Source organism: Actinokineospora sp. PR83, assembly GCF_021056305.1.
Taxonomy (GTDB): Bacteria; Actinomycetota; Actinomycetes; order Mycobacteriales; family Pseudonocardiaceae; genus Actinokineospora; species Actinokineospora spheciospongiae.
Map to the genome: position 1 here is coordinate 1 of NZ_JAJCXD010000037.1, position 13,150 is coordinate 13,150.

Annotated in this window: 13 protein-coding genes; 5 read left to right on the forward strand and 8 right to left on the reverse strand. The window is 72.9% G+C overall.

All coding sequences use genetic code 11. The features are described 5' to 3' along the window. Nucleotides 1-795 precede the first annotated feature (795 nt). Nucleotides 796-1,200, reverse strand: coding sequence for a DUF5318 domain-containing protein (locus tag L6E12_RS12715; RefSeq protein WP_236228107.1), 405 nt, complete (start codon nucleotides 1,198-1,200; stop codon nucleotides 796-798). A gap of 257 nt (nucleotides 1,201-1,457) precedes the next feature. On the opposite strand from L6E12_RS12715, the gene L6E12_RS12720 reads away from it, so the two are divergent. From L6E12_RS12720 to L6E12_RS12740, 5 genes are all read left to right on the forward strand, one after another. Further along, nucleotides 1,458-2,009, forward strand: a complete 552-nt coding sequence (locus L6E12_RS12720; protein ID WP_236228108.1) for a PadR family transcriptional regulator — start codon at nucleotides 1,458-1,460, stop codon at nucleotides 2,007-2,009. 74 nt (nucleotides 2,010-2,083) lie between these two features. Further along, entirely contained in the window at nucleotides 2,084-3,175 is a 1,092-nt protein-coding gene (locus L6E12_RS12725) for an inositol-3-phosphate synthase (protein WP_236228109.1), read from the forward strand. A 219-nt stretch (nucleotides 3,176-3,394) separates the two neighbouring features. Continuing rightward, nucleotides 3,395-5,458: a PhoX family phosphatase gene (locus L6E12_RS12730; protein ID WP_236228110.1), complete on the forward strand. Its 2,064-nt coding sequence runs from the start codon at nucleotides 3,395-3,397 to the stop codon at nucleotides 5,456-5,458. A gap of 129 nt (nucleotides 5,459-5,587) precedes the next feature. Next, entirely contained in the window at nucleotides 5,588-6,271 is a 684-nt protein-coding gene (locus L6E12_RS12735; RefSeq protein WP_236228111.1) for an SDR family oxidoreductase, read from the forward strand. A gap of 42 nt (nucleotides 6,272-6,313) precedes the next feature. Next, nucleotides 6,314-6,715, forward strand: coding sequence for a hypothetical protein (locus tag L6E12_RS12740; RefSeq protein WP_236228112.1), 402 nt, complete (start codon nucleotides 6,314-6,316; stop codon nucleotides 6,713-6,715). Here L6E12_RS12740 and L6E12_RS12745 read toward each other — a convergent pair. The 7 genes from L6E12_RS12745 to L6E12_RS12775 form a co-directional block, all read right to left on the reverse strand. Beyond that, nucleotides 6,630-7,940, reverse strand: coding sequence for an amidohydrolase family protein (locus L6E12_RS12745; RefSeq protein WP_236228113.1), 1,311 nt, complete (start codon nucleotides 7,938-7,940; stop codon nucleotides 6,630-6,632). The two genes, L6E12_RS12740 and L6E12_RS12745, sit on opposite strands and share 86 nt — an antisense overlap. Before the next feature lie 19 nt (nucleotides 7,941-7,959). Next, nucleotides 7,960-8,982 carry a nitric oxide synthase oxygenase gene (locus tag L6E12_RS12750; protein WP_236228114.1) on the reverse strand — a complete coding sequence of 341 codons (1,023 nt, stop codon included), beginning with the start codon at nucleotides 8,980-8,982 and terminating at the stop codon, nucleotides 7,960-7,962. 95 nt (nucleotides 8,983-9,077) lie between these two features. Then, complete coding sequence (gene trmB / locus L6E12_RS12755; protein ID WP_236228157.1) at nucleotides 9,078-9,710, reverse strand: tRNA (guanosine(46)-N7)-methyltransferase TrmB; 633 nt, start codon at nucleotides 9,708-9,710, stop codon at nucleotides 9,078-9,080. 93 nt (nucleotides 9,711-9,803) lie between these two features. Further along, nucleotides 9,804-10,319, reverse strand: a complete 516-nt coding sequence (locus L6E12_RS12760) for a hypothetical protein (protein ID WP_236228158.1) — start codon at nucleotides 10,317-10,319, stop codon at nucleotides 9,804-9,806. A 394-nt stretch (nucleotides 10,320-10,713) separates the two neighbouring features. Next, the gene (locus tag L6E12_RS12765; RefSeq protein ID WP_236228115.1) at nucleotides 10,714-11,439 is read right to left on the reverse strand and encodes a hypothetical protein; all 726 of its coding nucleotides are present in this window, start codon (nucleotides 11,437-11,439) and stop codon (nucleotides 10,714-10,716) included. Beyond that, nucleotides 11,439-12,203, reverse strand: coding sequence for a hypothetical protein (locus L6E12_RS12770; RefSeq protein WP_236228116.1), 765 nt, complete (start codon nucleotides 12,201-12,203; stop codon nucleotides 11,439-11,441). Before L6E12_RS12770 ends, L6E12_RS12765 begins: the two co-directional genes overlap by 1 nt. Then, complete coding sequence (locus tag L6E12_RS12775) at nucleotides 12,200-13,147, reverse strand: ATP-binding cassette domain-containing protein (protein ID WP_236228117.1); 948 nt, start codon at nucleotides 13,145-13,147, stop codon at nucleotides 12,200-12,202. Before L6E12_RS12775 ends, L6E12_RS12770 begins: the two co-directional genes overlap by 4 nt. Nucleotides 13,148-13,150 lie beyond the last annotated feature (3 nt).

The window sequence follows — 13,150 nt, forward strand, 5'->3', positions numbered from 1 at the left end:
CCCACCGGCCCACCAGGGCCGCCGGGTCCGCCTGCCGGTCCACCGGGACCGCCCGCCGCCGGGCCGGGCCTGCCGGGGCCACCCTGGCCGGGGTCACCGGCACCGGGCCACGCGGGCCCGGCCTGCGGCCCACCAGCCCTGCCCGGGCCACCGGGACCGCCCGCTGGGCCCGGTCCACCGTTGGGGCCGGGACCGCCACCGGGACCAGGACCGCCGTTCGGGCCAAGTCCGCCGTGGGGACCGGGGCCGCCGTTCGGGCCGGGCCCGCCACGGGGACCAGGGCTGCCGTTGGGGCCGGGTCCGCCGTTGGGGCCGGGAGCGCCGCCGGGGCCGGGGCCGCCGGGTCGAGCGGGTCCACCGCGACCCTGACCGGCGGGGAAACCGCCGTTGGGGCCGGGACCGCCCGGCCTGCCCTCGGGCCCACCCGGCCCGCCACTCGGTCTGCCCTCGGGACCGCCAGGTCCGCGTCCACCCATCCCGCCACCCATGTTCACATCACCATTCGAGCCAGGCCCGGTCGGGCCGCCGCGTCCACTGCCGTTGCCACCCCGGTCGCCCGCCCGCTCCCGCGGGGCGGGTCGCTCTTCCCCGGGCTCGTCGTCCCACAGCGGGCTGTAGAAGCCCGTCTGCTCCTCCTGCGGGGGTGCAGCGGGTTCGCCGGACGGCCACCCGGGGTCACCGGATCGCCGCGTGTCGCCGTGGTCGTTCACGAGAAAGGGCCTCCCAGACCGGCCGCACCCGGGGGTGCGCCGTTCGGTGGTCGTGCTGTGCTCGGTCGAGCGGAGAAAGCGCTGGTCACTCCGCCGCCGTCCTCCTGCGGGGCTTGGGCGTGCGAACGCCCCCCTTCCCCAGGACGTACGACTGGACCAGGTGGTTCCACGAACACGTCCGGCAGACCTCGACCGCGTGGACGGTGAACTCCTCGAACAGCCCCGCCATCCGCTCCAGCTCCTCGACCGCGCGGGCCGAACCGGAGACGTGCTTGAGCTCGTCCCCGTAGACCCAGCTGACCTGGGTCAGCTGTTCCCTGCGGCAGACCGGGCAGGTCACGTCGGTGGCCTGGCCGTGGAACTTCGCGGCGCGCAGCAGGTACGGGTTGGCGTCGCACACCTCGTTGGTGCCGACGCGACCCGAGTGGACCTCGGCGAGCAGCGACCTGCGCTGCAACGCGTAGTCGACCACCTGCCGCTGCGTTCGCACGGGAACAGCGTACTTGCCGCCGATACCACGGCGATGGGCCGATCGGGCCAGCCGACGTGCACCGTGCGTCACGTTTGTGATCCGAACGGTTCCGGAACGCTTCCTGACCGGCCACGACGCGCGGTCTCCCGACTACCCGCCCCACCTGCGCAGTTCACGTGTCCATCGACACACGGTTCCGAGTTGTCCACCGAGCTGATGTATCGGCACGATATAGTCATCCAGTAGGTCAGCGATCGGTGCGACGGGAGGTGTCCGTGCTTGAGTTCGCGATCCTCGGCCTCCTGCACGAGGCATCGATGCACGGGTACGAGCTGCGCAAGCGCTTGCACGACCTCCTCGGCACCCTCCGCGCGTACTCCTACGGCTCGCTGTACCCGACCCTGCGGCGGCTGCTGCGGGCCGGGCTCATCGCCGAGGAGGCCCCGGAGGCCGAACCGGCGAGGTCGTCGTGGGGCAGGCGCGGCAAGCGCGTGTACAAGCTGTCCGCCGAGGGCAAGGAGCGGTTCGCCGAACTCCTCGCCGACGCGGGCCCGCAGACCTGGGACGACGAGGGGTTCAACGTCCACATGGCGTTCTTCTCGCGGACCCCGGCCGAGGTGCGGATGCGCATCCTGGAGGGCAGGCGCAGGCGCGTCGAGGAGCGCAGGGAGGGCCTGCGCAGCTCGATGGCCAGGGCGGGTGAGCAGATCGACCGCTACACCCGGGAACTGCACCGGCTGGGACTGGAGACCAGCGAGCGCGAGGTGCGCTGGTTGAACGAGCTGATCGCGCACGAGCAGCGCGAGCAGCGCGGACCGACTGAGTAACCCCCGGCAGGCGTTGCGGCCTGTGACCGAGTCCCGCGTGCACTGCGCGGCTTGAATCGAGAAGGAGAACCGGCATGGGCGAGAACCGCCAGAGCGTGCGGGTGGCCATCGTCGGCGTCGGCAACTGCGCCGCGTCGCTGGTGCAGGGCGTGCACTACTACCGCGACGCCGACCCGGCCACCCGCGTCCCCGGGCTGATGCACGTCCAGTTCGGGGACTACCACGTGCGCGACGTGGAGTTCGTCGCCGCGTTCGACGTGGACGCGAAGAAGGTCGGCAGCGACCTGTCCGAGGCGATCGGCGCCTCGGAGAACAACACGATCAAGATCTGCGACGTGCCGCCGCTGGGCGTGCCGGTGCAGCGCGGCCACACCTACGACGGCCTCGGCGAGTACTACCGCGAGATGATCACCGAGTCGGACGACGCCCCGGTCGACGTCGTCGCCGCGCTCAAAGAGGCCGAGGTCGACGTCCTGGTGTCCTACCTGCCGGTGGGCTCCGAGGAGGCGGACCGCTTCTACGCGCAGTGCGCCATCGACGCGAAGGTGGCGTTCGTCAACGCCCTGCCGGTGTTCATCGCCTCGGACCCGGAGTGGGCGCAGAAGTTCACCGACGCTGGGGTCCCGATCGTCGGCGACGACATCAAGTCCCAGGTCGGCGCGACCATCACGCACCGGGTGATGGCGAAGCTGTTCGAGGACCGCGGGGTCGAGCTGCAGCGCACGTACCAGCTCAACTTCGGCGGCAACATGGACTTCATGAACATGCTGGAGCGCAAGCGCCTGCAGTCGAAGAAGATCTCCAAGACGCAGTCGGTCACCTCGCAGATCCCGCACGAGATGGCCAAGGCGGACGTGCACATCGGCCCGTCGGACCACGTGCCGTGGCTCGACGACCGCAAGTGGGCCTACGTCCGGCTGGAGGGCCGCTCGTTCGGCGACACCCCGCTGAACCTGGAGTACAAGCTCGAGGTGTGGGACTCGCCGAACTCGGCGGGCGTGATCATCGACGCGGTGCGCGCGGCCAAGATCGCCCTGGACCGGGGCGTCGGCGGCCCGATCCTGTCGGCGTCGAGCTACTTCATGAAGTCCCCGCCGGAGCAGTACGCCGACGACGCGGCCTACCGCGCGGTCGAGGACTTCATCAAGGGCGCCATCGAGCGCTAGGCCGAGCTTCGGACCAGGACCGGACCGGGAGGCGGCGCGCGGGGGACCCCGCTCGCCGCCTCCGGCGCGTCCGCGACCCGACGACCTGCTTGGACCGCCCGGGTGTTCGTCTGCCGTTCACCTCGATGTCCGTCCCCCCTGGTGTTGGACTCTTACGGTCACGCCGTTCCCCACCGCGACCTAGGGCTTGTCCGTGTCCGGGCAAACCGAGGAGGCACCTTGTCCACCACTGACGGCCGGATCGACCTGCCGCTGCTGCCGCCGAACCACCCGCTGGGCCGCTCGGCGCTGACCTGCCAGTACCGCTGCGCCAACGCCTGTTCGCACGAGGCCCCGAACCACTCGGACAACGCGTACTTCGGCGACGTCGTGCGCTCGATCGTCAGCAGGCGCGGGATGCTCCGCGCGGGCGCCGTCCTGGCCGTCGCGGGTGCGGGCGCCACCGCGCTCGCGGGCACCGCCGCCGCCGACCGCGGCAGGCCCGACAAGCCCGGGAAGCCCGCCCCGGCGCCGAGGGGCCTGGACTTCCAGGCCGTCGCCGCCAACCGCGAGGACAAGCTGGTCGTCCCGCCCGGCTACCAGTCGAACGTGGTCATCCGCTGGGGCGACCCGGTGCTGCCCGGCGCCCCGACCTTCGACTTCGACAACCAGACGGCCGCCGCGCAGGCCAAGCAGTTCGGCTTCAACAACGACTTCTGCGGCCTGGTGCCGTTCGGCCACGACCGCTGGCTGATGGGCTCGAACCACGAGTACACCACCGAGTCCGCGATGTTCCGCGGCTACGACGCCGCCAACCCCACCGACGAGCAGATCAAGATCGGCTGGACCGGTCACGGCTTCTCCGTCGTCGTGGTGGAGCGCGAGCACCGCACCGGCAAGATCGTGCCCAGGCTCGACCGGCGCTACAACCGCCGCATCACCGTGCAGACCGAGTTCGAGTTCGCCGGTCCCGCCGCGGGCAGCCGGTTCCTGCGCACCAACGCCGACAAGACCGGCCGCAAGGTGTTCGGCACCTTCGGCAACTGCGCCGGTGGCGTCACCCCGTGGGGCACGATCCTGTCGGGCGAGGAGAACTTCAACGGCTACTTCGCCAACGGTGACACCATCACCGACCCGGTGGCGCAGGCCCGCGTCGCCCGCTACGGCACCCCGAAGGGCGCCAGCCTGCGCAAGTGGGAGCGCCTCGACCCGCGCTTCGACCTGTCGAAGGACCCCAACGAGTTCAACCGGCACGGCTGGGTCGTGGAGATCGACCCGTTGGAGCCCGACGCCAAGCCGGTCAAGCACACCTCGCTCGGCCGCTTCAAGCACGAGGGCGCCACCATCCAGATCGCCCGCGACGGCCGCGTGGTCGCCTACCTCGGCGACGACGAGCGCTTCGACTACGTCTACAAGTTCGTGTCGAAGGAGCGCTTCGCCCCCGGTGCGAGCAAGCGCGCCCGCGCGCACAACAAGACCCTCCTGCACGAGGGCACCCTCTACGTCGCCAAGTTCACCGGCGACAGCCCCGCCGCCGAGATCGGCACCGGCACCCTCCCGGCCGACGGCCAGTTCGACGGCTCCGGCCAGTGGATCCCGTTGGTCTCCGGCAACGAGTCCCACGTCGAGGGCTTCACCGCCGAAGAGGTCTACGTCTTCACCCGCCTCGCCGCGGACAAGGTCGGCGCCACCAAGATGGACCGCCCCGAGGACGTGCAGCCCAACCCGGTCACCGGCCGCGTCTACGCCGCGCTGACCAACAACACCGATCGCGGCAAGCCCGGCAAGGAGGGCCCCACCGAGATCAACCCCCGCAACGGCAACCGGCACGGCCACGTGCTGGAGTGGGAGGAGAGCCGGGGCGACCACACGGCCACCACGTTCGCCTGGCGCCTGCTGCTCGTCTGCGGTGACCCCGCCACCTCCGACACCTACTTCGGCGGCTACGACAAGACCCAGGTCAGCCCGATCAGCTGCCCCGACAACCTGGCCTTCGACCGCTACGGCAACCTCTGGATCTCCACCGACGGCAACGCCCTGGGCTCCAATGACGGCCTCTTCGCGGTCCCGACCACGGGTCCCGAGCGCGGTCGGGTCAAGCAGTTCCTGACCGTCCCGCTCGGCGCGGAGACCTGCGGCCCGATCGTGGAGGACGACTTCGTCCTGGTCTCGGTCCAGCACCCTGGCGAGCTCGACGGCGCCAGCGCCGACAACCCGCTCACCCACTGGCCCGACGGCGGCACCTCCCAGCCCCGCCCGTCCGTGGCGCAGATCTGGAAGCCCGGCCGCCGCGTCGGCTGCTGAGCACCGGGCTGCCCGGGCCGCACCGGCCCGGGCAGCCCCCGGCCCCACCGCCGGGGCGTTCCCCCGCCGCGACTCGGGGGTGTCCCCGGCCCCGGCGTGCCCGTTCCGGGGCCTCGATAGGTTCGTGCCATGACCGCCCGCCCGCTCGCCCTCGTCACCGGTGCCTCCCGGGGGATCGGTGCCGCCATCGCCCGCGCGCTCGCCCCCGACCACTCGCTGCTCCTCGGCGGCCGCGACGTGGACACCCTGCACGCCGCCGCCGACCGGCTGCCCGACGCGCGGGCGTGGCCGGTCGAGCTGACCGACCCGACCGCGCTCGCCGCCGCCACCTCCGGCATCCCCGCCCTCGACGTGCTCGTGCACTCCGCGGGCACCGCCGAGGTCGGCCCGCTCACCGAGGCGACCGCCGAGCGCTGGCGGGCCACGTTCGAGCTCAACGTGGTCGCCGTCGCCGAGCTGACCCGGCTGCTGCTGCCCGCGCTGCGCCAGGCGCGGGGCCACGTCGTGCTGATCAACTCCGGGCAGGGGCGCACCGCCTCCCCCGGGTGGGGCCCGTACGCGGCGAGCAAGTTCGCCCTGCGCGCCTACGCCGACGTGCTGCGCGGCGAGGAGCAGACCTCCGGCCTGCGCGTCACCACCGTCTACCCCGGCCGCACCGACACCGACATGCAGAGGGCGATCCGCCGCGACGAGGGCGGCGACTACCGCCCCGAGGACTACCTGACCCCGGACTCGGTGGCCAAGGCCGTGCGCGCGGCCGTCACCGCGGACCCGGACGCCCACCTCACCGAGGTGGTCATCCGACCGCGGTGAAACGGTTTGCGGCCGGGGGCGCGGTGCCGCGACAGTCGACCCGTGACCGCCGAGCACCGCGCCGCCGAGCCGGATGAGCCGACCCGGTCGACGCCCACCCCCGGCAGCGGGGTGGGCGGGGATCGGGGCGCGGACCCCGCCCCCCGGCCACCCCGCCACCGGGTCCGGCTGAACGCCGAGGAAAGAGCGGCGATCAGCCGCTTCCTCCGGTGGAGCGCGGGGTTCGGCGCGGTGCTGGTGGGTCTGGCCGCGCTCCTGGGGTGGCTGGTCGACGACGTCCCCACGGCGTTCCTGCTGTTCGTCTTGGCCTTCTGGATCCCCCAGGAGACCGTCGACTTCGTCCGCGAGTACCGGCGGCTCAGGCGGACAGCAGCCGCCCGGTCACCTTCCCCGCCCGCTCCTGGGCCGCCCGCCGGTCCACCAGGACCGGTTCCCCCTCGGTGACCACCGGGGTGCCCGCCACCCACACGTCCGTGACGCTGCGCGAACCGGCCGCCCACACCAGGGTGGAGAGCACCTGCTCGTCCGGCACGTCCAGGCCCGCGGCGAAGGCCGGGTCGTCGACGCCGATGTGCACCACGTCGGCCCAGCGGCCCGCTTCCAGGGCGCCGATGTCGGTGCGGTGCAGCGCGTCGGCGCCGCCGCGGGTGGCCAGCAGCAGCAGGTCGGCGGCCTTCACCACGGTCGAGTCCAGCGTGGCGACCCGAGCCAGCATGCCCGCGAGCCGCACGTCCTCCCACAGGTCGAGGTCGTCGTTGGAGGCCGGGCCGTCGGTGCCGATGCCGGTGGCGACGCCCGCGGCGCGCAGGTCGCGCAGGCGGGCGATGCCCGACGCCAGCTTCATGTTGGAGCCGGGGCAGTGCGCCACCGACACGGAGTTCGCCGCGAACAGGGCGATGTCGGCGTCGGACAGGTGCACCGAGTGCGCCGCGAGGACGCGACCGCCGTAGACGCCCGCCCGCTCCAGCAGCGCCGGGACCGAGCCGAACTCCTCCCGCTGCTTGACGTCCTCGGGCAGCGACTCGGCCACGTGGATCTGCAGCAGCGCGCCGCGGGCGCGGGCCTCGGCGGCCACCTCGGTCAGCGCGGCGGGGGTCAGGGTGTAGGCCGAGTGCGGGCCGTAGCCGACCTCGACCCGCTCCCCCGGGCCCGAGCGCACCCCGTCGGCGTCGATCCAGGCGTTGATGCCCGCGAGCTGCTTGCGCCAGTCCCAGCCGGGGACGTCCATCACCGCCGGGGCCAGCACCGCCCTGGCGCCGGTGTCGAGGACCGCGCGGGCGACCTCCTCGGCGTGGAAGTACATCTCCGCGCTGGTGGTGACACCGGCGCGGAGCATCTCCACCGAGCCGAGCACCATGCCGTCGTAGACGTCGGACGGGGTGAGGCGGCCCTCGGCGGGCCAGATGATCTCGGTCAGCCAGCGCATCAGCGGCAGGTCGCCGCCCATGCCGCGGAGCACGGTCATCGGGCTGTGCGCGTGCGTGTTGATCAGACCCGGCAGCAGGATGCCGGTCAGCTCGCGGACCGGGCCGGTGTGCTCGGGCGCGGAGTGGAACGGGCCGCAGTGGACGATCCGGCCCGCGTCGTCGAGGTCGACGACGGCGTCTCGCAGCACGGTGCAGGAGGGGTCACACGGGAGGACGACGGGGGCGCGCAGACGCAGACTCATGCACCCGGATGATGCCACGTCACCGCGGGCGGACCGGCGCCTGGCGCAGGAAGGCGGGACCGCCGGTGGGCTCGATGGCGGGCAGGTAGGCGTCCGCCGAGTGCTCGACGCTGACCCCGGCCCGGTCGAACGAGTGCAGCACCGCGCGGTTGAACTCCAGGCCGACCCGCTCGCGCCACAGCGTGCGGTCGCTGGAGGTGTCCAGGCCGAGCCGCTCGGCCACCACCCGGCCCAGGCCGTACGCGCCGTCGTCGGCGAAGGACTCCTCGCCGATGCCGCGGGCCAGGTAGACGCCGTTGAACGGGGCGGACGGGTAGTCGATGCCGCCGATGTGCAGCCGCATGTTGCTGACCACCGGCACCGCGTGCCAGCGCAGCGCCAGCCCGGCGAACCAGGGCAGCTCCGGGTGCGCCAGCGGCACCTCCAGCACCGCCGCCCTGGGCACCTGGTGCAGCCGCACGCCCTCGTGGCCGGTCTCGACCACCAGCGGCAGCAGGTCGAACGGGCCCTGGTCGCCGGGGGACAGCCAGCCGAGCCTGCACACGGCGGTGGTGAAGTCGACGAACCGCCGGTCGCCGTGCACCCGGTCGCCGTCGCGGTACCCGGCGTAGCGCACGAGCTGGTCGTTGCGGATGCGCGGGCCCGGCCGCCACGGGGTGTCCGGGGCGAACACGCTGACCATCGGGCGGACCGTGCCGCCGCCGGTGGCCATCCGCAGGTGCCGCACGCACTCCTCGGCCACGTCCTCGGCGTCGCGCACCGACCGCAGGTCGCGCACCAGCAGCCCGCGCCAGGGGACCCCGTCCGGGCACCAGCCGCTCTCGCGCAGCGCGATCCGGGCGCCGAAGGCCAGTTCGGCTGGGGTGTGCCGGTAGGTGCCGGTGGCGGCGATCTCGGCCCGGACCTTGGCCAGCCGGGTCTCCAGCTCGCCCGCGCGGGGCCGGGCGCCGTGGAACCGGCGCAGGAACCGCTCGGCGACGTCGAACAGCCCCGGCCGCCCCACAGCCGGGAGCAGACCTCGGTCGTCGCGCAGAGCGGTCACTTAGTGTCTATCGGCCCGAATGGGCCCGTACTGGAGTACTCGTATGGGTGGTTTTTTCGGCTCTTCTACTACAGAGAGTCAGCGCTGCCAGCCGGTCACACTCGCTCGAACAGCAGATCGCGGCTGATCCGACCCTCCACCTCGGCCCGCGCCTCGAACTTCGTCAGCGGGCGCCAGTCCGGCCGCGGCGCCCACCCGTCGTACCGGTTGCGCAGCAGCGGCTCGGCGGAGAGCACCTCCAGCATCTGCTCGGCGTAGTCCTCGACGTCCGTGGCGCAGTGCAGCACCCCGCCGGGGGCCAGCCGCGACGCGGCCAAGGCCACGAACCCGGCCTGCACCAGGCGGCGCTTGTGGTGCTTCTTCTTCGGCCACGGGTCCGGGAAGTAGATGCGCACGCCGTGCAGCGAGTCGGGGGCGATGTGCTCGCCGAGCAGCACCACCGCGTCCCCGCGCAGCAGCCGCAGGTTCCGCAGCTCCATCGCCTCCGCGCGCAGCATGAGCTGGGCCAGACCGGGCTGGTAGACCTCGACGGCGAGGTAGTTCAGCTCCGGGGCGGCGGCGGCGAGCTGCGCGGTGGTCTCGCCCATGCCGGAGCCGATCTCCAGCAGCAGCGGCGCCGAGCGGCCGAACCAGGAGTCGGCGTCCAACGGCCCCGGCGGCAGGTCGGGGACCTGCCTGCCCAACTCGCCCCAGCGCCGCTCCCAGGCACGCGCCTGGCCGACGGTCATCCGCCCGCCGCGGTGCACGAAACTGACTACGCTGCGCTTGCGCGGCTCCTGGTCCGTCGGTGTCACGGCGGACAGCCTGCCACCCGCCCCCGGTCAGGGTGCCAGGGACTCCAGCCGGGCGAGGTTCTTGCGCAGGTCGACCAGGCCGCCGACGGCGATCGGCGCGGGCGTCGGACCGGCGTGCACCGGCACGACGTCCAGCCAGCCGGGGTGCCGGTGGGTGTAGGCCAGCGTCGTGGGCATCCCGGGTTCGCCGAGCCTGCGCTCGGACGGCATGTACTCCCAGTAGCCGGTGTCGCCGTCCACGCCCCACGGCACGAACACCCAGCCGGGGCGGGCGTCGAGCAGCTTGGCCGTGCGGTCCTCGACGGAGAACCCCTCGCGCCGCGAGGACAGGCCGCCGTCCGCGATCGCGCGGAGCCACCAGGGCGCCGGGAGCTCGCTGTGCGGGGCGGCCAGGACCGCGGCCCGGAACAGCGCGAGGACCTGAGCCTCCGGTGCCCGGTGCACCCAGGCGCGGCGGGCCTCCGCCGGAACTCCCGCCGAAGTGGTGTCGGGCTGTTCGAGCGCCTCCGACCACTCCAGTTCGATCAGGGGCTCGACGAGCAGGCCGCGGTTCTGGCCGCGCTGCTCGGACGGCTGCCGCGTCGAGCGTGTGCCGGAATCAACCACCGTCAAGGTCCACCTCCAGGGCTCCGAGACGGGTTTCTCACGTCCATCTGACCCCGGGACGGCGAGCGGCGTCCGCAAGCTGTGGGCCGCCTCACAGGCTCTTAACGCGGTCTTAATCCGGATGGTCGATCCGGGAAACGCGACAGCGGCGCGCGGGCGGAAATCGGCCTCCCGCAACAGGATCGGTTCAGTGCTGCGTCCACTGCGGACTGCCCGCACCGCTCCCGGCGCCGGACGCGCGAGGGCCCTGGGCACCCCCCGAAGGTGCCCAGGGCCCACCGCTCCCCGAGGGGGTCCGGCCGTTCCCCGAAGACCGGCCGGACCCGTGGTCCTACGCGTCCCGCTTGTTCACCACGACCACCGAGACGGCCAGGAGCACCGCGGCGATCCCGGCGAAGTAGGCCATCGACGCCCACGGGCCCAGCACCGGGTCCGGCCCGGGGTCGCCCAGGAACCGGTTGACCGCCATGAACGGCAGCCAGTCCTGGACGTCGTCGCCGACCCGCGGGATGAGCCCCACCAGGTTCTCCAGCAGCATCGTCCAGATCAGCAGGATCGAGATCGCCCCGGCCGACTGCCGGACCAGCGCGCCGACCGCCACCGCGATGACGGCCGCCACCGCGAACACCAGCCCGATCCCGGCCACCGAGCGCCACCCGGCCTCACCCGAGATCGCCAGGTCCGCGCCGGGGGCGAGCACCTTCGCCGTGCCCCAGGCGCCGAAGGCGGCCACCTCGCCGATCACGCCCGCCAGCGCCGCCACCACGCCCGCCTTGGCCAGCAGCACCGCGGTGCGGTTGGGCACGGCCTGGAAGGCGGTGCGGATCGTGCCGAACCGGTACTCGGTGGTGATCGCCAGCGCGCCCATCACCAGCACGACCATCAGGCCGAACTGCCAGCCGAACAGCGTGCTGCGCAGCCCCAGGGCGGTCGGGTCGTCCTCGGCCAGCGCCAGCAGCCCGGCGAAACCGATCACCATCCCCAGCGCGAGCACGGCGCAGAACCAGGGCGAGCGGGTGCTGAACAGCTTCATCCGCTCGGTCGCGAGCAGGGTCATCAGGCGTCCCTCCGGTTGGTCGTGACGACCGCGGCGGCGAAGACCAGCGCGGCCACCCCGGCGAAGTACAGGAGCGCGGGCCACGGGCCCAGGGCGGCGTCCGACGGCGGCGGGCCGTAGAACACGTCCCGCCCGGTCGGGTCCGGGTCCCCGGTGATCAGCTTGTCGGCCATGGTGAACGGCAGCCACCGGTGGATGTCGTCGCCGACCCGCGGGATGAGCTGGACCAGGCCCTCGACCAGGAAGCTCCAGATCAGCAGGATCGAGATGGCGCCCGCCGACTGCCGGACCAGGGCCCCCACCCCGACCGCCAGCACCGCGGCCACCGCGTAGACCAGGCCCACCCCGGCCACCGCGCGCCACTCGTAGGGCGTCTGCAGCGCCAGGTCGGCGTTCGGCGCGAGCAGCTTCGTGATCCCCCACGAGCCGAACGCGGCCACCTCGCCGATGATCCCGGCCACCAGGGCCACCACGGCGGTCTTGGCGAACAGCACCGGGGTCCGGCCGGGCGAGGCGAGGAACGTGGCCCGGATCGTGCCGAACCGGTACTCGGTGGTGATGGCCAGCGCGGCCATCACCATCACCACGACCATCCCGAACGTGTAGCCGAACTGGCTGGCCCCCACGGTCACCGGCGCCTGCGCGTCGGCGGTGGCCGCCATCAGCGCGGCGAACCCGATGGTCAGCGCCAGCGCCAGCGCGGCGCACCACCACGGTGAGCGGGTGGTGAACAGCTTCATCCGCTCGACGGCGAGCAGCGTCATCGCTTCACGCCCTCGGTGGTCAGCAGCGCGGCGGCCTCGTCGGCGATGTCGGTGTGGTACTCCACCGAGTCGCCGGTGAGCTGCATGAACGCCTCTTCCAGCGAACCGCGCTGCGGGCTCAGCTCGTGCAGCACCGCCCCGCTGCGCGCGGCCAGCTCGCCGATCTCGGCGATGTCCATCCCGGACACGACCAGACTGTCGCCCTCGTCCCGGATGGACACGCCCGAGCGGCCCAGCGCGGCGCGCAGGTCGGCGAGCTGCGGGCTGCGCACCAGCACGGTGTTCTCGGTGGCCTGGGCGACGAAGTCCTCGGTGCTCGACTGCGAGATCAGCTTCCCGCGGCCGATCACCACCAGCTCCTGCGCGGTCAGCGCCATCTCCGAGAGCAGGTGGCTGGAGACGAAGACCGTGCGGCCCTCGTCGGCCAGCCGGTGCATGAACTTGCGGATCCAGAGGATGCCCTCCGGGTCCAGGCCGTTGACCGGCTCGTCGAACAGCAGCACCTGCGGGTCGCCGAGCAGCGCCCCGGCGATGCCCAGCCGCTGCGACATGCCCAGCGAGAAGCCGCCCGCGTTCTTGCCCGCCACCCCGGTCAGGCCGACGATGTCGAGGACCTCGTCCACCCGCTTGGCGGGGATCCGGTTCGACTTGGCCATCCACGCCAGGTGGGCGCGGGCCGAGCGGTTCGGGTGCACCCACTTCGCGTCGAGCAGCGCGCCGACCGTGCGCAGCGGGTTCTTGAGGTCGCGGTAGTTCTTGCCGCCGATGTGCACCGACCCCCCGGTCGGCGTGTCCAACCCCAGGATCATCCGCATCGTGGTCGACTTCCCGGCGCCGTTCGGGCCGAGGAAGCCGGTGACGCGTCCGGTCGGGACGGTGAACGACAGGTTGTCGACCGCGACCGTCTTCCCGTACCGCTTGGTGAGGCCCACTGCCTCGATCATGCT